We start from the raw sequence: 25,526 nt of genomic DNA, 5'->3' as shown, positions 1-25,526 counted from the left end.
CGGCATGGATATCGGCACGCTTCTTCTCGAACCACTCCAGTACGCGTTCATGATCCGCGCGTTCACCACCAGCATCATCGCCGCGGTGGTATGTGGCCTGCTGTCGTGCTGGCTGGTGTTGATCGGCTGGTCACTGATGGGCGACGCGGTCTCACACGCGGTACTGCCCGGGGTGGTGCTCGCCTATATCGCGGGCGTGCCGTTCGCGGTGGGCGCGGTGATCTTCGGCTTCCTCGCGGTCGCGCTGATCGGGGTGGTCCGTGACACCAGCCGGGTGAAAGAGGACGCCGCCATCGGCATCGTGTTCACCACGCTGTTCGCGTTCGGCCTGGTACTGGTCTCGGTGACACCGAGCCAAACCGACCTCAACCACATCATCTTCGGCAACCTGCTCGGCGTGGCTCCCTCGGAGCTCGCCCAGATCGCCGTCCTGGCCGCGATCGTCTTTACCGTCCTGCTCCTGAAACGACGGGATTTCACCCTCTACGCCTTCGACTCCACCCACGCCTTCGCCATCGGGCTCAGCCCCCGGCTGCTGGGCGCGGCACTGCTCGGCCTGCTCGCCCTCACCTCGGTGGTCGCCCTGCAGGCAGTCGGCGTCATCCTGGTGGTGGCCATGCTCATCATCCCGGGCTCCACGGCATACCTGCTCACCGACCGGTTCGGCCGGATGCTGCTCATCGCGCCGACGCTGTCCGCCTGCTGTGCCGTCGTAGGCCTCTACATCAGTTACCACCTCGACACCGCCCCCGGCGGCACCATCGTGGTCGCCCAAGGGGCGGTGTTCATCCTGGCGTACCTGTTCGCCCCTCGATATGGAATTCTCGGCAGGCGATCCGCCGCTGCTCGACTACGCCGCCGATCCGACACCGCGCCGCGGGCCGCGCAGCCGACGGGAACCACCCCTTCTCCGGAACACTGATACTTCTCACAGACCGGATATCTCCGGCCGGGCCAATGGCTCGGCCTGGCTCCACCGCTCCCCCGCGATCACTATATGATCGAGAAACCGCAGCCCGACGGTGTTCGCGGCCTCGACCAGCAGGGTTGTGGCCCGGCGGTCGTCGAAACTGGGTGTCGGATCACCCGACGGATGATTGTGCACGATCGCGAAGGCCTTCCCGTCGTGCCGCAGTACCGCGTTGAGGATCTCCCGGACCGGCACCGCCACCTGGTCGATGGCACCCTCCGCCACGAAAACCCGCCGACGCAACCGATGGCGCGCATCGCAGATCAACACCAACAGTCGTTCCACCCGTGCGCCGGCGAACAATGGCCACGCCGCACGCCGCACAGCGTCGGCACAAGCCAACAGCGGCGCCGGATCCGAGGTGACACGGGCCCGGGCAGCCAGCTGAAACGCCGCGGCCACCGCCGCCGCTTTCGCCGCCCCCACCCCATACCGTTGGGCCAACTCCTCAGGCCGCGCCGTGGACAGCCCAGCCACACCGCCGTATTCGGCCAGCAGCGCGGCGGCGAGTTCGAGTGCGTTCTCCCCACGACGACCGTGCCGCAGCAGCAGCGCCAGCAGTTCAGCGTCGCTGAGCGACTGCGGACCCAATGCGACCAGCCGCTCCCGCGGGCGCTGATCGAAAGGCAGATCGGCGATTGATACCGACAAGACTCCCCCTGTGTTCGGTGGTGGTTGCGCGCCATCGAATCATGCCGGCAGAGACCGACAGGTTCGGCGGATATTGGGTCCGTCTCGGATGGATCAGTCCTCGACCACGTTCGGCTTCCGGGATGGTTGCCCGGTGAGCGCGGACGCGGCGAGGCGCTCCATATGTTGGCGCTGCCGTTCATGTACGACGATGCGGCGCAATGCCTCTGTGATGGTGGCCCTGCTGTCCGAGGTGCCGAGAACCGCGCCCGCCGCCGCAAGTAATTTCTGGTCAAGATCGATCCGCACCATCCGCATACCACCCTCCTGAAGAACATCGGCAGTCACCAGCCAGATAGTTTGCCCAGCTGTCGGCGGATTCATTGTGAGAACGACGGGACAGTGCTTGCATTGAGACATGTTCACCGAAGCTCGGCTGTATTCACCGGTGATTCGCGGCCACGACGGTGATGTCACGGTGCACCTGAGTGACGAGCATCCCGGCGTGCGCGACCCCGAATACCGGGCCCGCCGCAACGCCATCGCCGCCCTGGCCCTGGGACACGCCCCTGGCACACCGGTTCCGCATATCGACTACACACCCGACGAACAGCGGGTATGGCAGATCGTCTCGGCCGAACTGGCCCGTCGACACCGTCGCTATGCCTGCGCGGAAATACTGGACGCGGCCGTGCGGCTCGCCCTGCCGGTCGACCATATTCCGCAACTGGACGAGGTGTCGGCGGCATTGGAACCACTGACCGGGTTCCGGTATGTTCCCGCCGCCGGTCTGGTTCCCCTGCGCGAGTTCTTCGGATCGTTCGCCGATCGAACCTTCCACGCCACCCAATACATCCGTCATCATTCCGCCCCTCTGTACACCCCGGAGCCGGATGCCGTACACGAGGTGATCGGACATGCCAATCAGCTCGCCAGTCCCCGTTTCGCCGCCGTCTACGCCGCGGTCGGCGCGGCGGTGACCCGGCTGACCACCGAGACTGCCTTGAGGTTCCTGGCGAATGTGTTCTGGTTCTCGATGGAGTTCGGGGTGCTCCGCGAACACGGCGAAGTGCGGTGTTACGGAGCCGGCCTGCTCTCGTCGTATGGGGAGATAGCGGAATTTCGCCACGCCGAGCTGCGCCCGCTCGATCTCGCGGCCATGGGCACCGCGACCTATGACATCACCCGTTACCAGCCCGTTCTGTACTGCGCCGAATCAATCGCCGAGATCGAGGAGGCGATAGGCGGGTTCTTCGCCGAGATGGACGACGAGACCCCCCTGCGGCTGCGCGCCGGCCTCGAAGGCGGTAGCGCAGCGTGACCACGCAGGGGCAGTGAACCGCCAACGACACAGCGGCCGGGCATCGACATCGAGTCGTTGTCCATCAGCGGCTGTCCGAAATCTTCAGGCACCGTGGATTCAACGAAGCTGTTGAGATTCTCGTCGTCCACGGCCGAGATGAGGTCGTTTCGATATTTCGGCGCGGATTCGGCCGGTCTGGTGTTTGGGGACGAATGCGATGATGTCCTTGCGTGAGGTGATCGCCAGTTTACGAAGGACTGCGGCGATCTGCGCGTCGACGGTCCGGCAAGAGCTTCCTCGACGAAGGGCTATCGCGGCGTTCGTCCATCCCGAGGCCGCCAGGATCGCGACCTCTTGCTCAGCTGTTGACAACTGGCTCCAATGCGACGGGGCGGCGGTGTGGGCCGGGTGACCGGCCGCCATCTTCTCCAGCGACAACGTGCCCAGTGCCAGTCGCTGCACCTCGTTCGATTCCGGACGCAACAATGAGCCCTGCCTTTCGACCGCGGCGTATGCTTCAGCGCCCAGCACACCGCGGGCCACGTCGATGGCCTTGGCCGTCTCATCACCGAAGGGCCCGCTTACCGCCACCTCGGCACCCAGCTCCCTACGAAGGGTTTCGGCCCCGCCGATCAGTTGAGCGGTTTCCTTGGCGAGTGTGCAAAGCCGGGCTCGATCGGTATGCCCGTCCGCGATCAGATTGGTGATGATCCGCGCCAATGACCAGCTCCGAAACTGGACCGCCAAAAGCGCACCCCATTGGTCGCCTATTTCCAGGTAGTAGGACAATGTGGCCCGCTCTCCGGCCAGGGCCTGGGTGGGATCGCCGTGCATGGCCAGCGCGAACGCCCACGCCAACCCGCCCCAGTACTTCATCCAGCGCACCCCGGAAGCATTGGTGCGCTCGAGATGACGTTGCGCTATGTCCAACGCTTGCTGTTTCGTTCCGAGCAAACTGACCGCATACGACTCCCACTGAGCCGACATAATCGCACTGCGGCGGCCTCCGAGTTCCTCGAACCTTTTGCGGGCGCATCCCAACACTTCGATTGCCCTCGGGTCTCGATGAACCTGAAGCAGTTCCATGCCCCACACCAGCGCCACGGACACGGGCAGATCGGAGGCGTTCGCGGTCTGCCGCCAGGTTTGCTTGGTCTGCGGATCATCGATACAGATATCGATACAGGCCTCGAGCATGCGCTCGGCGTCCTCGTGCTCACCTTGGCACAACGCCGCCCACCCGATGAGCGCCATGGCCGTCATCTGGAGCTCGACAGGCTGTGGACTCAGAGAGCGGGTCGCCGACAAAGCCCGCTCGGTCCGTTGACGCATCTCCCACATGGAGCCGGGGAACATGAACCCTCGTAGGGTGATCAGGCTCATCGAGATCTCCAAGCCGAGCGCGGCCTGGCCTGGTGTCGTGAGACTTGTCTCAATCGCAACCAAGAGGTTGTCCAACGCGGCGCGGGCCCAACCCACCGAGTCGTACTCCACAGGACAGAACCAATCACCGCGCTCCTGAGCCAACTTGTTTCGGTAGTATTCTCGGTGCCTTCTGGCCACTCGTGCCGGTTCGTCCGTCTCATCGGTAGAGCGTGATTGCAGTCGTTGTCGGGCGAATATGCGAATACTTTCCAAAAGGGAGTACCGCACCGTTATCGGAGTGATGTGAGCGATGACCAAGGATTGGTCCACCAGACGCTCGAGCAGATATTTGATCTCCTCTCGCGCCAGCCCCCCTATCCCCTCGCTCTCGTGTATGAGCTTCTCGCCGTCATCGGCCGTCCGCTCGTCGCAGCAGACGGCTTCGACGGCTTCCAGTTCAGCTCCCACATCGAGGACGGACCCGGCGGTATCGTCGTCGGGGTTGGTGTCGTAACCGGCGGCGAATACCGACATGCGGTCCAGAAGCAGGCGTTCCTTGTCGGTGCACAGCTCATAGGACCAGGCGATGACGTCGCCGACCCCGCGGTGGCGTGTCTCCGTGCCGAACCTGGGCCCGTGCGACCACTGCAAACGCTCATCGCTCGCCTCGCCGCTGAGTTCTCGAAGAAGCACCGCCAGAGGTTGACGCAATAGTCGCGCGGCCGCCAGACGGATGAACAGGGGATGGTTGTGCACATGATGGCATACCACGCGGGCCATCGCGATCTGGTCGGTATCTGTCAGCGGCCGACCTGCGAGTTCGGCGCGTGCCCGGAACAGGGTCAAGCCCTGCTCCTGTGTCAACGGAGGGACCGGGAACAGAAACTCGTCCATCCAGCCGATCGGTTCACGGCTGGTCGCCAGGATGACCAGTCCTGGCACCGCATCCAGCAACTCGGCACAGACCTGAGCCACACTCTCCAGTACGTGCTCACAGTTGTCCATCGCCACTATGGTGCGCGGAGCCTTGCCCCGTTCATCGGCGCAGGTCAGCTTGTCGAGTAGTTCGTCCACAGTCGGTCGTACGGACGAGTCGGCGTCGAGAACCGATCGCGCGACTTCCAGTTCCACCGCCACGGTATCCGCGCCTGCGGGCAATCGCACCAGTCGTACCCAGTACACCGAGGTGCGGGCGGCTTTGCCAAACCGAGAGACGACCTCCGCGGCCAGTCGTGTTTTTCCGATCCCACCCGGACCTGTCAAGGTGACCAACCGTGCCGTGCCCAACAGCAAGGTAATGATCTTCTCGATTTCCGACTCGCGGCCGACGAACATATCCGAAGCCGCCAGCCGTGTACCGGTTCGTGTCCGATACATGGCCATAAGCCTAACTTCGATCCGGTCACTACGCATCTCTTCGAGGTCAGTCCCGGGGCCGGCCTGCCGGTCCGGTCTCGACGTGGGTGAACAGATCTGTTAACAGGACACTGGTACAGCATCCATCACCCGCCCCTACAACCTCGGTTGCGCCCGCTCTGAAAGACGAGATATCCGCGTTACCCTTCATCCGATGAACGTCTGGGAGCTCCACCATCGCACCGTGCGCCGAATCTGGCCGGTGCTCACCGCCGCCGCACTGGCGGTCGGACCGATCACGCTGTGCGGACCTGCGGCGAGCCAGCCGCCTCCCATGTCGACACCGTTCGCCACACCCGATACCGCCCACTGCCCGCAGAAAACGCAACCGCCGCCGCCGATCGACCTGTCGGAGGTGCCCGAACCGGGTGAGAAGCCCCCGGCTCCGCTGCCGGTGCCGGATCGGCCCGTAGGCGGGGAAAGGCTCGCCACCTGCGGAATCGTGGTACCGGAGGGGGCGCCGCCGGTACCGTCGGATATTTCGGCGACCGCCTGGGTGGTGTCGGATCTGGACACCGGCGCGGTCGTGGCGGCCAAGGACCCGCACGGCCGCTACCGCCCCGCCAGCACGATCAAGGTGCTGCTTGCCACCCTCACATTTCGCACCCTGGACCTGGACAAGGTCGTGGTCGGCACCCAGGCCGACGCGGATGTGGAGGGCACCCGGGTCGGTATCGGCCCCGGCGGGCGCTACACCAACCGCCAGTTGCTGCAGGCGCTGCTCATAACATCCGGCAACGACGCGGCCCATGCCATCGCCGCCCAGTTCGGCGGCGACGACGCGGCCGTGGCGAAAATGAACGACCTGGCGAAAACCCTGCGCGCCTTCGATACTCGCGCCGCCACTCCGTCCGGGTTGGACGGTCCCGGGATGAGCACATCGGCCTACGATCTGTCGCTGCTGTTCCGGGAGGCCATGTCCATTCCGCTGTTCGCCGAGATCATCGGCACCGAGCAGCTCGATTTCCCCGGCTACCCGCCGAATCCGACCATTCCGGGCGATACCGACCATCCCGGCTTCTCGATCGGCAACGACAACCAGTTGCTCTACAACTATCCGGGCGCGCTCGGCGGTAAGACCGGTTATACCGACGACGCTCGCCAGACGTTCGTCGCCGGGGCCGAACGCGATGGCCGGCGGCTCGCGGTCACCCTGTTGCAGGCCGATGTGCTGCCGATTCGCCCGTGGGAACAGGCCGCCCGGCTGCTGGACTACGGTTTCGCGCTCGACCCGGCGAAATCGGTCGGCGAACTACCCGGCGACGAGCCGGAAACCGAGTCCGACGCCGCGGTTCTGGCCGCGCCACCCGGGGAGAAGGTCGGTCATCTGGCACAGCCGCCGACCGGGGACAACCGAGAGCAGTGGCGCATTCTGGCGATGATCGGCGCGCTGGTACTGATACCCACCGGTCTGCTGTGGACCTGGCACATCCGCACCCGCCGCTGACCCGCCGGTCGGTCCCGCCCCTGCGCTCAATCCTCGGTTCCGAGTGCGGCCGACCGCGGAACAAGTGATCAGGAATCGAGAAGCGCTGGTCACAGGGCCGTCATTAGCGTCGTCATCGACATTCGCGCGGCAGATCGCCGGAAACGCGAGATCGATGTCGGAGGAGAACGCAATGAACCGGAACAAGCGGGTTCGGCAGACGCACCGGGTGGTGGCCATGGTTTTCACGGCCACCGTCGTCATCGCCATCGCCGCCTCGGCACTACAGGGGCCGGTCTGGATGTCCTATCTTCCGCTGCCCCCACTCGCCGTACTTCTGTTCTCCGGCCTCTACCTATATGTACTGCCGTTCGCCGTGACCCGGCGCGGCGGGCGAACCGGGGATCTCCCACCCCACCGGACCTCCGGGCCGCGGGCTCGCTCGTCCGCACGATGGATATGGCAACTGCACCGCTGGGCGGCCGCTGTCTTCGCGGTGACCGTCCTCGCGACCTTCGTCGCGTTGGCTCTGCCGGAACCCGTCGTCTGGGTGTCCTACCTGCCCTTGCTCCCGCTCGCCCTACTCTTGTTCTCCGGGCTGTACATGTTCGTACTGCCGTATCGCGCCGCGTGCCACAGCACCCTCGAGGCCCATTCCGGTTCGAGCGGCCGAGGATCCGCGCCGGCGAACGAACCTTCCTCGACGCCCTGAACATCTCCTCGTACCAGGTGCACCGACAGAGATTTCCGGGCCGAGCGGTCGCTCACCGCGCTGGGGGATCTCGGTGGTTTTTCGGCCTAGCGATCACGTCGCAATCGGCTGAGCCCCAGCGCAGCAACAAGTCCCACCCCGAACAAGGCCGCCACACCTGCGCGGGATATCCCGGCGGGCGGCGCCACCCGCGGTCGGATGATCGCCGGGCCGGGGACGGGAGCCGGCGCAAGCTGCTCGTTCTCTCGGGTGGTCGCCGCCCACGCGGTCGCGAACAGGATGATCCGATACACCACGTAGCTGAACACCATGATGCCGATGACCGAACCGAATGCGGCGCCCGCCGGTGAGTTCAGTACCAACTGCAGGTAGATCGAGGCCACCATCTTGAACACCTCGAACGCCACCGCCGCGAGAGCCGCGGCCCGCACCGCGCTGGACAGGGTGACCGGTTCCCGTGGCAGACGCGCGATGATCCATACGAATACCGCCCATGAGGCCAGCAGCGCCAGCGCCGTGGACAGCACCCACAGCACCAGCCGGGCCCCGGGCATCTCCGCGAGCCCGGCGAGTTCGAGCAGCCGCCGGCCGACCCCGCTCGACGCGACCGCCGATAATCCCAGCGAGACGACGAACGCCAGCCCGAGTCCGATCAGCGCCCCCAAATCGGAGAGTTTGGTGCGCCACCAGCTGCCGTCATCTCTCTGCTGTTCCCACTGTTCGGTCAGTGCCGCACGCAGGTTCGCCATCCAGCCCAGGCCGGAGTACAGGCCGGTGAGCAGACCGAGAACACCCACCGTGGCGCGCGAGCTGACGGCCTGATCGATCAGGTCGTTGAGCTGACCACCCATTTCACCCGGGATATTGTCCACCACCCGGTCCTGCAATTCCCTCAGCAGCTCCGCATTACCGGCCAGGACGAAACCGGCCACGGCGAACGCGACCATGAGCAGCGGGAACAGCGACAGCACAGTGAAATACGTGATTCCCGCCGCGTAGTGATCACCGCGCTGCCGCTGGTATCTGCCTGCCGTACGCACCAGATGGTCGAGCCACGGCCGCTGCTGGACCTGACGCTCCACCGTGGCTTTGATATTGTCGATCGCCTGCACCAGCCCTGCCCTCCGCTGTGTCCGATGGGCGGCTTCGCTGCCCCTTCGTGGTCACACTGCGCTACCGCCTCCGGGCCTGACGCTGCGCCGCCGTGTCCGATGGGCGGCTTCGCTGTCGCCTCGCTCGGCCGCCGGCTCGCGACCGGGTCAAGAGGCGAGAAAACCCATCCGATCGTAGACCTGTGCGAGCGTTTTGCCGGCAATCTCGCGTGCACGCTCGGCTCCGGAGGCGAGGATTCGGTCGAGTTCGCCCTGATCCGCCAAATACTCTTCCACTTTCGTCCGCAATGGCGTGAGGAATTCGACCAGAGCGTCGGCCACATCGGATTTCAGGTCGCCGTAACCGCGGCCGGTGTAGTCGAGTTCCAGGGTGACGATCGGGATCTCGGTGAGCGAGGACAGGATCACCAGCAGGTTGCTGATACCCGGCTTGTTCTCGGGGTCGTAGCGGATCTCGCGCCCGGTGTCGGTGACCGCCGAGCGCACTTTCTTCGCCGTGATCTTCGGATCGTCGAGCAGGTTGATCAACCCCGCCTCGGACGAGGCCGATTTGCTCATCTTCGAGGTGGGGTCCTGCAGGTCGTAGATCTTGGCGGTGCCCTTGACGATATGCGCCTCCGGCACCACGAAGGTCTTCTTGAATCGGCTGTTGAACCGCTGCGCGAGATTGCGGGTGAGCTCGAGGTGTTGGCGCTGATCCTCCCCGACCGGCACCTGATGCGCCCGGTACAGCAGGATGTCGGCGGCCATCAGCACCGGGTAGGTGAACAACCCGACGGTGGTGTTGTCGGTCCCCTGTTTCACCGACTTGTCCTTGAACTGCGTCATCCGGCTCGCTTCACCGAAACCGGTAATACAGCTGAGCACCCAGGTCAGCTCGGCGTGCTCGGGCACCTGGCTCTGCACGAACAGGGTGGACCGTTTCGGGTCGATACCGATGGCGAGCAGCTGGGCGACGGCGCGGCGAGTGCGGTTACGCAGTTCTTTCGGGTCGTGCGGCACCGTGATCGCGTGTAGGTCCGGGATGAAGTACAGCGCGTCGTAATCGTCCTGCAGGGTCACCCAGTACTGCAGGGCACCGAGATAGTTGCCGAGATGGAACGAGGCGCTGGTCGGCTGGATCCCGGACAGCACCCGCTGTTTGCGGTCCCCGGCGGCCGGGGTCTGGGCAGGACTGGACATGCCTCGATCTTCGCATGTGGTTCAAGCGGAATTTCGCTCCGCCCAATTGCGCGGATCGATACCCGGCATGCTCGGCAGGCCGCGTCGGACGAGATCCTGCTCCCGTTTGGTGATGATCCGGTACACCGGGGCGCTCGGCCCGTTCAGGGCGGTGCGTATCCGGGGCATTACCAGCCACGACGGCACACCGTGGGCGGTGCGTACCGCGTGGGTCAGGGTGCGGTGGGTCATTTCCTCGGCGATCCCCCAGCGGATGTCGTACATCCGCCGTATCCGCGGCGGCAGACTGCCCTGGACGAGTAGGAAGAACGCGGTCTCCGCCTGGCGCAGCGGCACCGGCGGTGGGTATGGAACCTGCTGTCCGGCCAGGTACTGGCCGACCCGGCGGGCCTCGTCGGTGAGGTACACCTCGTCGGAGGTCAGGTAGTCGTCGTAGTACCGGCGGAAGGCCGGGTAGTCGGCCGGCGCCGCCTCGCGCGGCATTCCGAACAGCTCACCCCAGCGCACATAGTCCTGGTACAGGTCCTCGCGCTCGCCGTCGCCGAGCCGGCGCACCAGCAGGTCGTGCATGACCTCGGCGGATTCGAAGGTGAACGCCATGGTCATGAACATCAGATGCGGATCGTAGGCCGAGTAGGCGGTCCCGGCCGGATGCTTGTCGCCCGCGTCCTCGGGGAGCGCGCCGGCCACCCGGGCGTGCTTCTTCCCGGTGAAGGCGAGGGCCCGGTCGGCTTCCTCTCGGGTGCCGAAGAACACGGCCTCGAACAGTTTCCCGGTGAGCGCCAGCCGGGTGTAGGGCATGGTGCGGTGTTGGGTGCTCTCGGCGGTGCCGACGTACAGCAGGGGATGGACCGCACCGATCACCAGTGCCCGCAGCCCGTAGGTGAGACCGACGGCGCGTTTGCGCATAACCCGTCGAATCATCGAGTCATCGGTGAAGTAGCCGGTGTCGGCAGTGGGCACGGCCATGGCAGCCTCCTGGTCGAGCTCCTCGTCGAGCATCTGGCAATAGCATCCACCAGATTTCGAATTCTGGCAACAACTACTGCCCGAATTCGACGAAATCCCAGCACAACGGCATACCGTCCGGCTCCGAAACGACACCTGCCAGAATCGGAGAGGTGACAGCGCAGCGAACGTATGGCGGAGTCTCCGCCCAGCAGCGACGAGCGCAGCGGCGGGCCGCGCTGTTGGAGGCGGCGCTGGAGATCATCGGCACCCAGGGCCTGGCCAAACTCACCGTCTCCGGGATGTGCACTCGCGCCGGACTCAACGAGCGCTACTACTACGAGAGCTTCGGCAGCCGCGACGAGGTGCTCACGGCACTGCTCGAGGGCATCGCGGCCGAGCTCGCCGCCGCCATCCTCACCGCCCTCGAGGCCGCTCCCGCCGATACCCGGGCCAAGGCCCACGCCGCCATAACCGCCGGTGTCCACGTGCTCACCGACGATCCCCGTAAGGCCGAGGTGGCGCTGGTGGCCTCCATGGCGACACCCGAACTGCGGGCACGAACCACCGAAACCACCCGCACCTTCGCGCGGATGGTCGCCACCGAGGGCATCGTGTTCTACGGAATCACCGATCCCGAGCCGGACCCGGCGATCGATTTCCGCGCCACCTACCTGGTGGGCGGCCTGGTCCAAACCCTCACCGGCTGGCTGCGCGGCGACCTGCCCATCGATCGCGACCAACTGATCGAATACACAACCGACGTCTTCGTACTACTCGGCGAGGACCTGGCCGGCCGCCTCGACTGAACACGCCACAGCCCTCGCGGCCGGCCCGGACGGACATGGCCGTATGTACTACAGAACCACCGCGACGGCGGGCAGCCCTTCCGGGTTGCCCTGCAGCACGACCCGGAACGCGACGTCCTGCCCGGACCAGAACCGCGCGCATTCGCGCAGTGCGGCACCGAGCCACTGCCGTTCGTCGGGGGTCTCGGCCAACACCTGGTCGGCGTCCCGGATCACCACGACATAGCCGGGTGCGGGGCCGAGGAAATCGTCCAGATCACGCAGACAGTCGTCGAACGCGTCCTTGTTCGCACCGAAGTAGTACGGAAATTGCAGCGCCGCCGCGAACTCGTCGAACAGTCCCGCCACGGTGCGCATCCGATCACCGCGTAGTTCCCGCACCTGATATCCGGACGGGGCCTGGTATCGCACCCCGCTGAATTCGGCGGCATCCGCCGTGACCGCACCGAGAACGGGTTCGCCGGTGCGACTCGGCGCACCTTCCACTTCGGCACCGGCGTTCGCATTCACCTTCGCCGCGACGGGCTCGTCGGTCTCGGTATGCCCGGGACGGGTCAGAAAGCGGGCGAGCGGAACGGATTCGGGCATCAGCGCATCCTCGTGAAGGTCTCGTAGTGGTCGCCGGTGTACCAGGCCGAACCGTCACTGCCGGTGACGATGCGCTCGGCGTCACGGGACCGGCCGGGCCGCTTGGGGTTCACGTCCCATTCACGGTAGGTGACCGTCCGACCCACGGAATCGGTATCGGGCAGCCGGCCTTCCCGGTTCCCGAAACGCTCACCGCCCTTGGTGCCGGGCGCGTTCGCAGAATCCGGCCAACGGCCCGCATCGATCTCCTCCAGGGTGCGGTATGCCCGCTCCGGTACACCGGCGACCTTGGGGACGACCGCGGCATCGGTCGCCGTTGTCACCATGCCCGGTGCCGGTTTCGCACTCCCGACCGTGGACACGTTCGACGTCCCCGTTATCGATTCGGCGGCAGAAAAGACGCTCGCCTCGTCCCCGCTCTGGGCGCTCAACACGGCGACGGCAATCGCCACCACCGCGGCGCCCAACGCCGAGAGAATCCTCAGAACTTTCGCCCGCACGGCCAATCCCCTTCCCGACCCGCACCCGCGGCCGATACCGGGGGCGAGAATCCGTCCAACAGCTCGGCACATTAGCGCTTGGCGGTTACCGATCGACGAGCACACCGCCGGATGGGCGGGCTCACCGGTATTGGACCGTCACCGGGGCGTGGTCGGACCAGCGCTGCGCGTATGTCGCGGCCCGCTCGACCACCGCCTGTTTCGCCCGATCGGCCAGATCCGGCGTCGCCAACTGGTAGTCGATCCGCCACCGTCTCCACAACTCGTCCTGACCAGCAGGTGACAACCCGTAGTCCCGCACCGAACCCTCCACGCCGACATGATCACCCATGCGGTGATGCAGTGACCGGTTGAGCCCAAGATCGTTTATGAGACACCCGCTCGGGAGTGGGGTATGCCCCTCCCCGGGGCACGGTGGTCCGCTCTCAGGCATAGCTGCCCGTCTCCCCCCGAGCTGAATTACCGGCACGGGTGGGGGGTGCCCCCCTCCGTGCCCTCCTGCGGCCCGCCCTCGGGCATATGGGCCTATCTCACGCACAGGAGGGGTGGGGGTGCGGGCAGGGTCTCCGGCACTGGGTAGGGAGTGGCGTGGGTGCCGTTCCGGGTGCCCACCTGGCTGCTGAATGCAGCCGTGCCGTCACACCGGTTGTCCGACTGCGGGAATTGGCAAGCGGCCCAGTCGCCCCATGTTCTCTAGAGAACATGGGGCACGCCTCGGAGCGTGACCGTGGCACCCAGGGGCTATCCCCCGCCCCCAGGCTCTCAGATCGGCTCGTTATGCGGGTCTCATCTCGTGTACGGGTTTTGGAAGTCCACAAGCAGAAATGGGCCTATTTTCACCGTGGCGAGGAATAGGTGACGCCACCGGAATTGTCCACCTGGAATGATTTAGTGGCTCAGCGTGGCCGCAGAGGCTTCTAATCGCTGTCCCCATGCTGGGCTTCAAGCGCCCGGCGGATCAACTCTCGCGCTTTCTCACCGGTCACGGATTGACCGGCAAGAATATCGAACGTCCGGTGATAAACCTTGATCTCTCGCGGTTGAGTAATCGTCAACTCTGCGGTAATCGCCTCGACAGTTACACGGCGTTCATCGAACATGACGAAATTTGTCAACTGCATCGGCAGTTCCGCATTTAAAGGAACGATTCCGAAGTTGACGCGGGGCAATCCCATTGCCGCGAGCAACCTATCCAGTTGTCCCGCCATCACCGAGGGACCACCGACGTTGTTGTATAACGCTGGCTCACCCATCAGGATATGAAACCGCCGATCGCCCCGATATAGAATCTGCTGACGATCTAAACGCATGGCAACGCCTTCGTCCAGATCATCTGGTATCTGATGAAACTTGATGGACCTTCGCAGAATCGCCGCAGCGTATTCGGCCGTTTGAAGGAGTCCAGGTATCAGCGTCGGTTGATATACCCGCATCACCTTGGACTGTTGCATCAAGCGTAAAATCTCGTGCTGCTTTTGCCTAGTTCCGCCGCTAAGCGTGCGCCGCCACTCGTGGTATGCGGCTTCTATGTTCTGAAGTGTTGCGATTAGGTCGGGTATCTCGCTTTCGGCTCCGGTAAGGGAGCACCAGACCTGTATGTCAACAACCGATGGCTTTGTCTTACCGTATTCGATTTTCGGCACCCTGGTTTGATGCCACCCCGCTCTACGTGCAAGCTCGCTACCACTGAGCCCGGCAGACTGGCGAAGCCCCCGGAGACGTTCCCCGACAGCTTCGCGCGCTTGCTGTACCGAATTAGTCACCGGTCAGAGTTCACCGGGAGTATTCGTTGAACGGAACCGCAGATTGCCAGAGATTTTCTTTCACGCTCCGGCAATAAGCTGCAATACCAGGGTCGATGGTTATTGCCGCTCCAGCGGGCTTCCCGTCAATATCTACTAGATTGAAACCTACCTTTGTGTCATCGAACAGCCACCAGTCATCCGAAGGAACTTCCCCGGCAAGATGACGGGGCAGGTAGCGAATATCTTCGCCGGCCTCTACATTGCTGGCCGTTATGGAAAACAGCCAGCGCTGATAATCGCTGTGCGGCACAGTGACCACTCGGACCCGTGTAACCCTCACCCCGCGGCTAACGGTTTCCTGGACCAACTCCGTCCACGGCCGCTTGCCGTATTCCGGCACAGGTGGCTCACCGCTCAGAAACCGGCGCAGCGGTTCGGACTCGCTAGGCACGGAGTAGGTGTCTCTCACTTCCAGGTGGAATGCTTCCCGTTGGGCCTCCCGGAAGAGTTCAGCCCACGGACTAGGCTGCCGCAGTAACACCGTAATAAGTCCTCTCTGCCTTCGGTACTTCGACGGCGGTCTCGTGAGGTTCCATGCTCATATGATCCAACGTCTCACGGTCAGTGATCGGCCGACCGGACACCAGGAAGGTTCCCCGGCCCGTGTCCGTCATGGCGGCCCCGATGAAGGTGTCCGGCTCAGCGAACCCGGTCAGAAGGTGCGGTATCTCCACCGTCCCCGGTGTCTCCGTCTTCCAGCCCACCACAACGTAGGTACCCGTATCCGTCGCGAACAACGTGGGGCACTCGCCGTCACCTGAACCACCCTTACCAAGGAATTTCAACCACATGATGAGTCTCCTGTCTGGTTCTACGCGCAACTATGCTTGCGCGTCTCAATCATCCCTCTCGTAAGGTGTGTTTGACCTCGGAATAGGCCAATCTGAGCATAGTTCGGCATAGATGTGGTCGTGGTAGGCGGACATTTCCTAGCGTCTGAGCTGGCCCCCGTGACATGTGACGCCAACCGGTCACGGGGTGCCTAACCAACACCGGACTACAGGAGTCGAGATGGACAGGCGCACACTACTGTTCGTGTTCCCAGGAGGGTTGTTGGAGGTCTCCGACAACGGCAACGAAGACGGTTCGGTGTACCTGGAGTTGTTCAGGCCGGACCCCCGGACCGAGCAAACGAGCCGCCACCCGACCGAACCAGAGGTTTCCTGATGCTCGACCGGCATATCGGCTTGGTCGTGGCCGTCTGCATCCCGCTCGGTGTGTTCGCGGTGGCGGTGTTCTGGCCTCAGCGGATACCGAAAGAGAATTCTGCACAAGCGATCCGGGAACGGATGGAACGCGAAGATACGCGTCGGCAAGGCGGTACGTAGATGACTGACGACGATCTTCCGGAACGTGACCCGGGTGCGAGATTGGGCCTGTTTTTCTCTCTGGCTTTGACGAGTGGGAACCTCCGACGCCCGATCTTCCAGAGCGAGTTAAGTCCGGACTGAATAATTCGAATCCATCACAATCGGGGGGGTCCCTTTGAAGACCAATATTGCCCGATTCGGGCTTATCTCTGCGGCCGTGCTGATCGGCATGAGTCCAGCGGCTACGGTCGGCACCGGCACGGCCCGCGCTGCCCTCAGTTGCGATTTCGAGTTCACGCGCAGCGTGCCGACAGTGCTCCCGCCCCAGATCACGGGGGATGGCATTGCCGCCTGTGATGTCCCGCCGGACGAACACATAGTTACGTTGTCGCTGGACTATCAAGAGGGTGGTAAGTGGGTTTCTGCCTCCACCCGTCCCGATTCGACCATTCCCCCGCCATACCGGGCCGGTGGACACTCCTACACGGTGTCGGCCGCGTGCTACGCCGGACGATGGCGCGTCAGTGTCGGCATACGGGGCAAGATTCAGGGGCACCAGTTCACCTACGCCAACGCATCCGGCACCGTGGAGGTACCCACCTCGCAGTGCCACCCCCGATTCTGAAGGAGCCAGAGTCGTGTCTACACCCGAACCGATCGAGTACCCGATAGATCCCGACAACCCGCCGGAGTTTCCCGGAAAGCTACCCCGAGAGCTTTCGGAGACGCTCCGTGATCGGTTGCAGAAGATTGCCGAGGAAGTGAACCCGTACCTGGGTCCAGAGCACCGGGCCATAGCCGCACTGGTTCAAGCCGCACGAGAGTTGACAGTAGCCACCTTCCCTAAGTCGTCGGGGCGGTACGCCGAGTACACCCCGGACGAGTGACCCAGGAGGGGAATGGTCGAGCGTTCGACCCGCTCGCCGGACAGTCCGTGGCCGGAGAAGCGGCCCGCCTGCTGATCAGACGGGCGCTGGTCAGTCGGGCGTAGGAATACCAAAGCGCTACCGCGCCGGGGGCTCCTTACCGGCTTCGTCGGTATCGAGTAGATCCAAAACGAATCTCAGTAATTCCGAGTCACGAGTTCTCAGTTCGCTACAGGAGGGGCGTCTCGTATTGCCGTGAACTAATTTGCAGCGAATATCGTACGCTTCTTTGAAATACGCTACAGAATTCATGCCACCATATACCCCTTCAAGTATCGCGGCTTTCTTCGCGGCTAATTTCGACACTGACTCTCTTGTCGTCGCGAAGTAGGTCAAGTAGGCGCTTTTTGACAGCCGGGTCGGCGTCGGCCCATCCGTCAACTAGCTCTTTTAAACGATCCAGCCCGGCAAGAATATCCGGTTCCACTGGTCGACCAACAAGGAGAGCTTCCACGGCGGTTACAAGGAGGATGTATCTTACCTCGGGGTTCTCGTCCCATAATGCGTTGTGAACGAGGCGGTACGCGAGTTTGTGCTTATCAGACCATTTTGTTGAATCTGATTGGCGAATATCGCGCAACTGCGTTTCAAACTGAGACATACCCCTTTTCACTTTCGCTTCGGCAGTGAAACACACAAACTTCGGGGCGGGCTCAGTTTGAAACACCTGCAACCGGTCGCTGTCCATGATTATGCGGTCCCCCTCCGATCCCATTTCACTGAACGGAAAGGGGGTGTCAACACTGACGATCACACTTTCAGGGAAAACAGGCGAGTCGTCTTCACTGAAATCTACGGCCATGGATTGGCGAGCGAATACTTTGAGCAGATAGTGTTTCCAACGGCGTCCCGCGTCGATGGCGTCATCAAGCCTGCCGTACCCGGTTCCCTGGACGGCTAAATCCGATAGTTCGCTGATATTGCTGCCAGATATGGTCGATAACAGGGAGACCTTGCCTCTGAATCTGAATCAGCCAGCACGTACACCTCCGCTTCGACATCAAGATGGTTACCTCTGACGATTTTGAAGCAGTGCCGGAATGTGTAGCTCATACCGACGCATGTTTCCATACATCCCTAAATCGAGGAGCCATTCGGCAGAAATCTCGGCGAGAGGTCAGATGGCCGCTCGGGGTATTTCCACCGAGGGGTATTTGGAGGCGGGAAAGCTGACCGCCGGTATGTCGCAAAGCCGTTGGGCACCGGCCCCGGCGGTCAGCCCCGCCGGAACCTATCAGCCGGACTCGGTGGATGCGATATCAACCCGACTCTGCGGCTACAGCATTGGTGGGTTTCTCGGAGAATTCGGCGGTTTGTCATCGTTACGCTCACGACCAGGCACCTCCCGGCGCGGTCTCCGGAACAGGTTTGCAAGCGCGTTGATAATCTCCGCGCGCGTTTCGGGTGGTGCACCCCGAAGGGCGAAGATACAAACAGCCGATCCACAGGCGGCCGTGATTGCGGTAGTCGTTCCCACGTCCATACCGGTTTTGAACCTTCCTCGGTCAAAGGAAGGCGTCGACGGCCTCACCCGTGACCAGATGCGTACTCATGCTGGCAAGGTGACGGCTCAATTCGTCGATCGGCACAAGTCTACATACGTCAGTCGACCAGCACGGATGCCTTCTCGGCGCCGGGGACGCTGCCCGTAGGTGGTTTGATCACCACCGGCTCAGGTGCTTTGTCTGCGAACTCCACCGTGACCGGGGCATGATCCGACCAACGTAACGAGTACTCGGCAGCACGCTCCACCCGTGCCGACACGGCTCGGGATGCGATATCCTGCGTTGTGTAAACCGTGTCGATGCGCCAGCCCGTATCGTTGTCGAACGCCCGCCCCCGATACGACCACCAACTGTACGGTCCGTCGCCGTTCGGGTGCAGTCGGCGGACCACATCGACATATCCCGCGGCCAGCTGCCGGTCCACCCAGGCCCGTTCCTCGGGCAGGAACCCGGACTTCTTCAGGTTGCCCTTCCAGTTCTTCAGATCTCGTTCGGTATGGGCGATATTCCAGTCCCCGGCGATGACGAACGCTCCGGTCCTGGTGGCCATGCGGCCGGCGATCTCGTCGAGGAAGCGGTATTTCTCGTCCTGTCGCGGGGTCCCGGCCTCCCCGGTGTGCACATACACGCTGGCCACCGTGACCTCGTCGAATTCGACCTCGATATACCGACCGGAGGCCGCGAATTCACTGTCGGAGCCGGGTCCCACCCGCACCGAACACGCGGGCCGCCGCGACAGCACCCCGACCCCGGCGCGCCCCTTGGTCTCCGGTTCGGCATGCGCCAGGTACCAGCCGTCGGCGAGGGCGGGCGCCAGGGTGGCGGCCACCTGGGTGTCGTCGGCGCGGGTCTCCTGCAGGCAGACGATATCGGCTTCGGTGGCAGCCAACCAGCTCAACAGCCCTTTTCCGGCGGCGGCGCGCACGCCGTTGACGTTCACGGTCGTGATGATGTACGGCACGTATCGACCGTACAATGCAGTTCACAGATCCTCCCCCAGGACATCCGTCCAGGAAGGGGTGCAGACGACGATGTCGAACACCTCCGCACCCGCGCCGGTCAAGGCGCTGCATCTGGGGTCGGGTGCCCCGCTGCTGCTCTTACACGGACTCATGCTCTCACCGCACTGCTGGGAGCAGACCGCCGAACGGCTGGCCGCCCGTTGCGAGGTGTTCGCGCCGGCCCTGGCCGGACACTGGGGCGGTCCCGACCTGCCGATCGGTCGCATCGACGTGCGGGCCCTGACCGATCGGGTCGAGACCCAACTGGACGAGTTGGGTTGGCGCACTTGCCATATCGTCGGTAGCTCACTCGGCGGCTGGATCGGTTTCGAACTCGCCCGGCGGGGCCGCGCCCGCACCCTCACCGCCATCGCTCCCCTGGGCGGCTGGACGGCCCCGTCACCGGCCCAACTTCGCGCGGTGGCCGAATTCGCCTCGCTCGATCTGGTGACGAGGATCTGCCGCCACCTGGGTTCCTTCCCGACCAACAGCCGAATCATGCGCCGGGCCACGGCGTTCCTACTGGCCAAGGACACCCGAGCCGTCTCGCACGGCGATATCGAGGCCCAGATCACCGCGGCCCTGAACTGCCCCGCCGTGGCGCCCCTGGTCGTCGAGTTCCTGCGCGGCGCGCGCCTGACCGACCTGGCCGATATCACCACCCCGGTCCGGCTGCTGTTCGCCGACACCGACCGCATCCTCCCCCGGCACACCTATGCCCCCCGCTTCCTGCGCGAACTCCCCGACTCCACCGACCGCATCCTGATCGCCGGGGTCGGACACGTCCCCATGCTGGAGGCGCCCGACCGGATCGCCGGCCTCATCGCCGAACATATCTACGCCAGCCGCGACCACCTGAGAGCGGTATGACCCGGGGGATGGGTTTGCGTGCCCCGTCCCCCACCGAGCCCTACGCGCCGAGCAGCCCCTTCGCGACGTGGGTCACCTGGATCTCGTTGCTACCCGCGTAGATCATCAGGGATTTGGCGTCGCGGGCCAACTGCTCGACACGGTATTCGGCCATATACCCGTTCCCGCCGAACAGTTGTACGGCTTCCATGGCGACCTCGGTGGCGGTTTCGGAACTGTACAGTTTCATCGCCGACGCCTCGGCCAGGCTCAGCGGTTTTCCGGCGCGGCCGCGTTCGAGAATGGTGAACACCATGTTCTGCACATTGATCCGCGCGATCTCCATCTTCGCCAGTTTGAGCTGGACGAGTTGGAATCTGCCGATCTCCTGGCCCCATAGTTTCCGGTGGCGCGCGTAGTCGATACACAGCCGGCGGCATTCCTCGATGATCCCCAGCGCCATGAACGCCACCCCGACCCGTTCGGCGACGAAGCTCGCACGGGCGCTCTCCCGACCGTCACCGCCGGAGTGGTCCTCGGTCTCACCGAGTAGGTGCTCGCGGCCGAGCCGGACATCGTCGAAGAACAACTCCCCGGTGGGTGAGGCGTGCAAACCCATCTTTTTGAACGGCTTGCCCTGGGTGAGGCCCTCCATTCCCTTCTCGAGCACGAAGGTGAGGACCTTGCGGTCGCGGGGCGGTGTCCCGTCGCCCTCGTCGAGCTTGGCGTAGACGACCAGGATGTCAGCGAACGGGCCATTGGTGATGAAGGTCTTCTGACCGTTGAGGATGTAGCCGTCGCCGTCACGCCGGACCGAGGTCTTCATCCCGCCGAACGCGTCCGATCCGGAATCGGGTTCGGTGATCGCCCAGCAGGCGATCTTGCGCAGGCTGACGATATCGGGGACCCAGTGCTCCTGCTGGGCCAGGGTGCCCCGCGACATAATGGTGGCCGCGCCGAGCCCGAGGCTCACCCCCATCGCGCTGACCATGCCCAGACACACTCCGGACAGTTCCCCGATCAGCACGGCCATCATCGACTGTTGACCGCCGAGCGGGTTGCCGCCGGAATCCCCACCGCGCTCACCGGCCCGCTTGGCGGCCAGCGACTTCTCGACGGCGTCCTCGTTCATGGCCGCGATCCCGAAGTCCGAGAACAATTTCCGCAGGATCGGATACGGCTGCATCTCACCGCTGTCGAGCGCGTCGAGGTTCGGCCGCACCTCTTTGTCGACGAACCCGCGTACCGCGTCGCGGACCATCAGATCGGTCTCGGACCATTCGAACATCAACGTCCTCCTCCATATCACCGTGCACCGCCCGCATGTCCGGACGGCCCCGGGCCGGCCCGCCGGTTATGGCGACCGATACAACGACAGCCTGCCGGCCGGGCGGCCGGTCTGTGGCGGAGCGGGGAAAGTCTCCCGATAAGCGGGCACCCGCCGTCACGCCGCGGGATGCGATTCGCGACGGCGAAAGGTGCGGCGGTACTCGGCCGGCGCGACGCCGACGACCGTGGCGAAATGCCGCCGCAGGTTCGTCGCCGTGCCCAGGCCCGACATTCGGGCGATCCGATCGACCCCGAAATCCGTTTCCTCCAGCAGGGACTGCGCATGGGCAATGCGCTGGTTCAGCAACCACTGCATGGGCGTGAGCCCGACGGTCTGCTGGAGCCGCCGATGCAGTGTGCGGGCGCTCATATTCGCCCGCGCGGCCAGGGTGTCCACGGTGATCGGACGGTCGAGGTGGGCGAGGGCCCATTGCAGTACCGGGCCGAGATCGTCCTCGGGCCGGGCCGGCACCGCTCGCTCGACGAACTGCGCCTGTCCTCCGGAGCGGTGCGGTGGGATCACCATGCGCCGGGCCAGCCGGTTGGCGACCGTCGCACCCAGATCGCAGCGGACCAGGTGTAGGCACAGGTCCACGGCGGCGGTCATCCCCGCGCTGGTGAGCACATCGCCATCGTCCAGGCAGAGCAGCGAATCGTCCACCGTGATATCGGGAAAGCGGGCGGCCAGCGCGGCGGCGTGCTCCCAGTGTGCGGTGACCCGGCGGCCGGCGAGCACACCCGCGGCGGCGAGCGCGAAGATTCCGTCGCACAACGCCACCATGCGCGCGCCGCCGGCATGTGCGGCGGCCAGCGCCTCGAGCAGTTCGGCGGGTAGGTCGTGATCCGCGGTGAGGTAGTTGTGCGCCACCGATGGAACGATCACGGTGTCGGCGGACAGCAGTGCGTCACGGCCGTACTCGGCACGCAGGAAGGTACCGAAACCCAGCTCTTGGGTGCGCGGACGCGACCGCACCGAGCAAACCTTCAGGTCGTACCAGGTCTCGGACAGGTCCGGCTGCGGGGTTCCGAAGATCGACACCACCACACCGAGTTCGTACAGGTCCCATGGATGCAACTGTCCGGACGAGACGGCCAGTGCGACGGTATGAGCGGACATGATCGCCAGCTTATGGCAGGAATCGTTCGGTCGGTGGCGGTTCTGACACTCACATTCCGCGGCGGGAACGACGCAGACTGGTCCTCGGGCGCCCGGACCGACACACCACCCGACCAACGGAGTAACGATGAACCACGACAGCACATCGGTGAGCGTGCTCGGCCTGGGCCGCATGGGCTCGGTGATCGCCGAGACCTTCCTGCGCAACGGCCACCGGACCACCGTCTGGAACCGCTCTCCCGGCAAAATCGACCGACTCACCGCGCAGGGCGCTACGGCCGCCGACACCGCCGTCGACGCCGTGACCGCCGGAGAGTTGGTCGTGTTCGCCGCGGCCGATACCGCCTCGACGGCCCGGTTGCTCGCCGAACTCGACACCCGCCGGTCGGACGGCGACTCGCCACTACGCGGCAAGGACATCCTCAATGTCGCGACGGGGCGACCGGACGAGGCGCGCGCACTCGCCGAGCGGATCGCCGCATCGGGCGGCCATTTCCTCGACGGCGCCATGCTCGCCGTACCGCAGACACTGGCGACACCGGAGGCGCTGATCATGTACAGCGGTTCCCCCGAGGCCCGTCGCAGGCGGGAATCGACGCTCGCCGAACTCGGGACCGCGAGATATCTCGGTGCGGACGCCGGCCTGGCGGCCCTGCACGATATGGCGGTCCTCGCCGGAATGTACGGGTTGTTCGGCGGGTTCTTCCAAGCCGTCGCCATGGTTGCCGGCGAAGACACCACCACCGGCGCGTTCACGGAGAACTATCTGGGCCCGTGGCTGCGCTCGGTGCTCGACCTGTTGCCGATCATGGCCGACGAGATCGATTCGGGGGATTTCCCCGTGCATTTCTCGGACTTGTCGGTCAACGCGACCGGGTTGGAGAACATCCGGACGGCGAGCCGCGGTCAAGGGGTGTCGACCGAATTGCTCGACCCTCTGCAACGACTGTTCGACCGTCAGGTGGAGCACGGCCACGGCGGGGACAGTTTCACCCGTGCGGTCACCGGCCTGCGGCCCGCCCGGGTGCCCACCGACGCGGACTAGCCCGGCGGTTCGGGTCCGAAGACACCTCGGGCACCCGCGATACCCGCGGGTGCCCGGTCTTCGAAGGGGACCCGGTCAGCGCAGGGCGCGGGCCAGGTTGGCGTCGAGCGCCGCGAGGAACTCCTCGGTGGTCAGGTAGCCCTGGTCTCCGCCGACGAGCAGCGCGAGGTCCTTGGTCATCTGACCGCCCTCGACGGTCTTGATGACGACATCCTCGAGGGTCTGCGCGAAGCCGATCACCTCGGGGGTGTTGTCCAGTTTGCCGCGGTGTTCGAGGCCGCGGGTCCAGGCGAAGATCGACGCGATCGGGTTGGTGGAGGTCGGCTTGCCCTGCTGGTGCTGGCGGTAGTGCCGGGTGACGGTGCCGTGCGCGGCCTCTGCCTCGCAGGTCTTGCCGTCCGGGGTCAGCAGCACCGAGGTCATCAGGCCGAGCGAACCGAAACCCTGTGCGACGGTGTCGGACTGGACATCGCCATCGTAGTTCTTGCAGGCCCACACATAGCCGCCCTCCCACTTCATGGAGGAGGCGACCATATCGTCGATCAACCGGTGCTCGTAGGTGAGGCCCGCGGCGTCGAACTGGCTCTTGAACTCGGAGTCGAAGATCTCCTGGAAGGTGTCCTTGAACATGCCGTCGTAGGCCTTCAGGATGGTGTTCTTCGTCGACATGTACACCGGGTAGTTCTGCTGCAGGCCGTAGTTGAGCGAGGCCCGCGCGAAATCCTCGATGGACTTCTTGAAGTTGTACATACCCATGAGGACGCCACCGTCCTCCGGCATCTGCACAACTTCGTGCACGATCGGCTCACTGCCGTCGTCCGGGGTGAAGGTCAGCGTGACGGTGCCGCCCTGGAACACCTTGAAGTCGGTGGCGCGGTACTGGTCACCGAAGGCGTGGCGGCCGATGATGATCGGCTTGGTCCAGCCCGGAACCAGGCGCGGAATATTGGAGATGATGATCGGCGCACGGAAGATCGTGCCGCCGAGGATATTGCGGATGGTGCCGTTGGGCGACCGCCACATCTTCTTGAGACCGAACTCCTTCACCCGGGCCTCATCCGGGGTGATAGTGGCACATTTCACACCGACACCGTGCTGTTTGATGGCGTTGGCGGCGTCGATGGTGACCTGGTCGTCGGTTTTGTCGCGGTACTCGATGCCGAGGTCGTAGTATTCGAGGTTCACGTCGAGGTACGGGTGGATCAACTTGTCCTTGATGAACTGCCAGATGATCCGGGTCATCTCGTCGCCGTCGAGTTCTACGACGGAACCTTCAACCTTGATTTTGGACATGGATCTTCGTGTCCTCCTAGGATGTGTGCCCTCATTGCACGGCCAGGCGAACACGCTTGTGAGCGGACCCCAGCTGTTCAACGACAAACGTATACCGCCCCACGTCGGTCCGAGGGGCGGGTAGTGGTAACAAGACGAGCGTACTGCTGATCGGACCATCACAGCATGGCCGGCCCCCCACGGTGATCCTTACCACACCGTTTTCCCGCGGTCGATAACCATGATTTCGATCCGCCGGGTCTCGCGGTTACCATGTGGACTCAGGTCATGAGCGCCAGCGCGAAGCCCCGGCTCGCTGGCCGGCAACCCTCCAGCTGCGGTGGGGTGCTCCGGGTGATGACCGGGTTCCCGAGAGCCGGGAGCAAGCGCAGCACGAGGAGGTCCC

General features: G+C 64.4%; 26 protein-coding genes, 1 pseudogene and 1 riboswitch. Of the genes and pseudogenes, 10 read left to right on the top strand and 17 right to left on the bottom strand.

Annotated features, from left to right (window positions below):
• Nucleotides 1-4 precede the first annotated feature (4 nt).
• Complete coding sequence (locus ON20_RS04815) at nucleotides 5-922, top strand: metal ABC transporter permease (protein ID WP_051161655.1); 918 nt, start codon at nucleotides 5-7, stop codon at nucleotides 920-922.
• Between the two features lie 6 nt (nucleotides 923-928).
• Here the strand turns inward: ON20_RS04815 and ON20_RS04810 are convergent, their stop codons facing one another.
• Both ON20_RS04810 and ON20_RS04805 read right to left on the bottom strand, forming a co-directional pair.
• Nucleotides 929-1,621 (bottom strand): JAB domain-containing protein, encoded by a 693-nt coding sequence (locus tag ON20_RS04810; RefSeq protein WP_174361853.1) that lies wholly within the window; start codon nucleotides 1,619-1,621, stop codon nucleotides 929-931.
• Nucleotides 1,622-1,714: 93 nt separating this feature from the next.
• A complete protein-coding gene (locus tag ON20_RS04805) occupies nucleotides 1,715-1,918 on the bottom strand; it encodes a type II toxin-antitoxin system VapB family antitoxin (protein WP_040833716.1) in 204 nt (67 codons plus the stop codon).
• 100 nt (nucleotides 1,919-2,018) lie between these two features.
• Between ON20_RS04805 and ON20_RS04800 the strand changes: the two genes are divergently transcribed.
• The gene (locus ON20_RS04800; RefSeq protein WP_040833715.1) at nucleotides 2,019-2,921 is read left to right on the top strand and encodes a phenylalanine 4-monooxygenase; all 903 of its coding nucleotides are present in this window, start codon (nucleotides 2,019-2,021) and stop codon (nucleotides 2,919-2,921) included.
• Between the two features lie 99 nt (nucleotides 2,922-3,020).
• Here ON20_RS04800 and ON20_RS04795 read toward each other — a convergent pair whose 3' ends face one another.
• Nucleotides 3,021-5,645, bottom strand: a complete 2,625-nt coding sequence (locus ON20_RS04795; protein WP_157228696.1) for an ATP-binding protein — start codon at nucleotides 5,643-5,645, stop codon at nucleotides 3,021-3,023.
• Between the two features lie 193 nt (nucleotides 5,646-5,838).
• On the opposite strand from ON20_RS04795, the gene ON20_RS04790 reads away from it, so the two are divergent.
• Nucleotides 5,839-7,131 carry a D-alanyl-D-alanine carboxypeptidase family protein gene (locus ON20_RS04790; protein WP_083864651.1) on the top strand — a complete coding sequence of 431 codons (1,293 nt, stop codon included), beginning with the start codon at nucleotides 5,839-5,841 and terminating at the stop codon, nucleotides 7,129-7,131.
• A 172-nt stretch (nucleotides 7,132-7,303) separates the two neighbouring features.
• Nucleotides 7,304-7,822, top strand: coding sequence for a hypothetical protein (locus tag ON20_RS37790; protein WP_245547057.1), 519 nt, complete (start codon nucleotides 7,304-7,306; stop codon nucleotides 7,820-7,822).
• Between the two features lie 86 nt (nucleotides 7,823-7,908).
• Here ON20_RS37790 and yhjD read toward each other — a convergent pair whose 3' ends face one another.
• The 3 genes from yhjD to ON20_RS04770 all read right to left on the bottom strand — a co-directional run bounded on the left by yhjD (nucleotide 7,909) and on the right by ON20_RS04770 (nucleotide 11,118).
• Complete coding sequence (gene yhjD / locus ON20_RS04780) at nucleotides 7,909-8,934, bottom strand: inner membrane protein YhjD (RefSeq protein ID WP_040833713.1); 1,026 nt, start codon at nucleotides 8,932-8,934, stop codon at nucleotides 7,909-7,911.
• Between the two features lie 147 nt (nucleotides 8,935-9,081).
• Complete coding sequence (gene trpS, locus ON20_RS04775) at nucleotides 9,082-10,116, bottom strand: tryptophan--tRNA ligase (protein WP_040833712.1); 1,035 nt, start codon at nucleotides 10,114-10,116, stop codon at nucleotides 9,082-9,084.
• Nucleotides 10,117-10,137: 21 nt separating this feature from the next.
• Nucleotides 10,138-11,118: an oxygenase MpaB family protein gene (locus ON20_RS04770; RefSeq protein ID WP_245547055.1), complete on the bottom strand. Its 981-nt coding sequence runs from the start codon at nucleotides 11,116-11,118 to the stop codon at nucleotides 10,138-10,140.
• 119 nt (nucleotides 11,119-11,237) lie between these two features.
• On the opposite strand from ON20_RS04770, the gene ON20_RS04765 reads away from it, so the two are divergent.
• A complete protein-coding gene (locus tag ON20_RS04765) occupies nucleotides 11,238-11,873 on the top strand; it encodes a TetR/AcrR family transcriptional regulator (protein ID WP_040833711.1) in 636 nt (211 codons plus the stop codon).
• A 48-nt stretch (nucleotides 11,874-11,921) separates the two neighbouring features.
• On the opposite strand, the gene ON20_RS04760 is transcribed toward ON20_RS04765, so the two are convergent.
• From ON20_RS04760 to ON20_RS04740, 6 genes and pseudogenes are all read right to left on the bottom strand, one after another.
• The gene (locus tag ON20_RS04760; protein WP_040833710.1) at nucleotides 11,922-12,461 is read right to left on the bottom strand and encodes a barstar family protein; all 540 of its coding nucleotides are present in this window, start codon (nucleotides 12,459-12,461) and stop codon (nucleotides 11,922-11,924) included.
• Nucleotides 12,461-12,967, bottom strand: a complete 507-nt coding sequence (locus ON20_RS04755) for a guanyl-specific ribonuclease (protein WP_040833709.1) — start codon at nucleotides 12,965-12,967, stop codon at nucleotides 12,461-12,463. The genes ON20_RS04760 and ON20_RS04755 overlap by 1 nt, the downstream gene beginning before the upstream one ends.
• Nucleotides 12,968-13,082: 115 nt before the next feature.
• Nucleotides 13,083-13,211, bottom strand: a pseudogene (locus tag ON20_RS36090) (exodeoxyribonuclease III); the annotation flags it as partial.
• 667 nt (nucleotides 13,212-13,878) lie between these two features.
• Nucleotides 13,879-14,724 carry a helix-turn-helix domain-containing protein gene (locus ON20_RS04745; protein ID WP_051161639.1) on the bottom strand — a complete coding sequence of 282 codons (846 nt, stop codon included), beginning with the start codon at nucleotides 14,722-14,724 and terminating at the stop codon, nucleotides 13,879-13,881.
• 10 nt (nucleotides 14,725-14,734) lie between these two features.
• The gene (locus tag ON20_RS40440; protein WP_083864647.1) at nucleotides 14,735-15,247 is read right to left on the bottom strand and encodes a DUF6879 family protein; all 513 of its coding nucleotides are present in this window, start codon (nucleotides 15,245-15,247) and stop codon (nucleotides 14,735-14,737) included.
• On the bottom strand, nucleotides 15,228-15,557 hold the full coding sequence (locus tag ON20_RS04740) for a hypothetical protein (protein ID WP_040833736.1): 330 nt from the start codon (nucleotides 15,555-15,557) through the stop codon (nucleotides 15,228-15,230). The genes ON20_RS40440 and ON20_RS04740 overlap by 20 nt, the downstream gene beginning before the upstream one ends.
• 220 nt (nucleotides 15,558-15,777) lie before the next feature.
• Between ON20_RS04740 and ON20_RS37785 the strand changes: the two genes are divergently transcribed.
• The 3 genes from ON20_RS37785 (at nucleotide 15,778) to ON20_RS36085 (ending at nucleotide 16,963) form a co-directional block, all read left to right on the top strand.
• Nucleotides 15,778-15,933 (top strand): hypothetical protein, encoded by a 156-nt coding sequence (locus ON20_RS37785; protein WP_218002438.1) that lies wholly within the window; start codon nucleotides 15,778-15,780, stop codon nucleotides 15,931-15,933.
• Nucleotides 15,934-16,251: 318 nt separating this feature from the next.
• Nucleotides 16,252-16,701: a hypothetical protein gene (locus tag ON20_RS04735; RefSeq protein ID WP_040833707.1), complete on the top strand. Its 450-nt coding sequence runs from the start codon at nucleotides 16,252-16,254 to the stop codon at nucleotides 16,699-16,701.
• A gap of 13 nt (nucleotides 16,702-16,714) precedes the next feature.
• Entirely contained in the window at nucleotides 16,715-16,963 is a 249-nt protein-coding gene (locus ON20_RS36085) for a hypothetical protein (RefSeq protein ID WP_157228695.1), read from the top strand.
• 307 nt (nucleotides 16,964-17,270) lie between these two features.
• On the opposite strand, the gene ON20_RS04730 is transcribed toward ON20_RS36085, so the two are convergent.
• Entirely contained in the window at nucleotides 17,271-17,804 is a 534-nt protein-coding gene (locus tag ON20_RS04730) for a hypothetical protein (protein ID WP_040833706.1), read from the bottom strand.
• Between the two features lie 800 nt (nucleotides 17,805-18,604).
• A complete protein-coding gene (locus ON20_RS04725; protein ID WP_086008914.1) occupies nucleotides 18,605-19,468 on the bottom strand; it encodes an exodeoxyribonuclease III in 864 nt (287 codons plus the stop codon).
• 70 nt (nucleotides 19,469-19,538) lie between these two features.
• Here ON20_RS04725 and ephH point away from each other — a divergent pair, with 70 nt between their 5' ends.
• Nucleotides 19,539-20,378, top strand: coding sequence for an epoxide hydrolase EphH (ephH, locus tag ON20_RS04720; protein ID WP_040833705.1), 840 nt, complete (start codon nucleotides 19,539-19,541; stop codon nucleotides 20,376-20,378).
• Nucleotides 20,379-20,418: 40 nt separating this feature from the next.
• Here ephH and ON20_RS04715 read toward each other — a convergent pair whose 3' ends face one another.
• Entirely contained in the window at nucleotides 20,419-21,645 is a 1,227-nt protein-coding gene (locus tag ON20_RS04715; protein ID WP_040833704.1) for an acyl-CoA dehydrogenase family protein, read from the bottom strand.
• Nucleotides 21,646-21,801: 156 nt separating this feature from the next.
• The gene (locus tag ON20_RS04710; RefSeq protein WP_040833703.1) at nucleotides 21,802-22,803 is read right to left on the bottom strand and encodes a helix-turn-helix domain-containing protein; all 1,002 of its coding nucleotides are present in this window, start codon (nucleotides 22,801-22,803) and stop codon (nucleotides 21,802-21,804) included.
• 127 nt (nucleotides 22,804-22,930) lie between these two features.
• On the opposite strand from ON20_RS04710, the gene ON20_RS04705 reads away from it, so the two are divergent.
• Nucleotides 22,931-23,848, top strand: a complete 918-nt coding sequence (locus tag ON20_RS04705; protein ID WP_040833702.1) for an NAD(P)-dependent oxidoreductase — start codon at nucleotides 22,931-22,933, stop codon at nucleotides 23,846-23,848.
• A 75-nt stretch (nucleotides 23,849-23,923) separates the two neighbouring features.
• Here the strand turns inward: ON20_RS04705 and ON20_RS04700 are convergent, their stop codons facing one another.
• Nucleotides 23,924-25,141, bottom strand: a complete 1,218-nt coding sequence (locus ON20_RS04700; protein ID WP_040833701.1) for an NADP-dependent isocitrate dehydrogenase — start codon at nucleotides 25,139-25,141, stop codon at nucleotides 23,924-23,926.
• A gap of 263 nt (nucleotides 25,142-25,404) precedes the next feature.
• Nucleotides 25,405-25,515, top strand: a riboswitch (SAM riboswitch).
• The last annotated feature ends 11 nt before the right edge of the window (nucleotides 25,516-25,526 follow it).

Source organism: Nocardia brevicatena NBRC 12119 (genome assembly GCF_000308495.1).
Classification (GTDB): domain Bacteria; phylum Actinomycetota; class Actinomycetes; order Mycobacteriales; family Mycobacteriaceae; genus Nocardia; species Nocardia brevicatena.
Note: the sequence above shows the minus strand (reverse complement) of the source record. Positions and strands in the feature narration are given on the sequence as shown.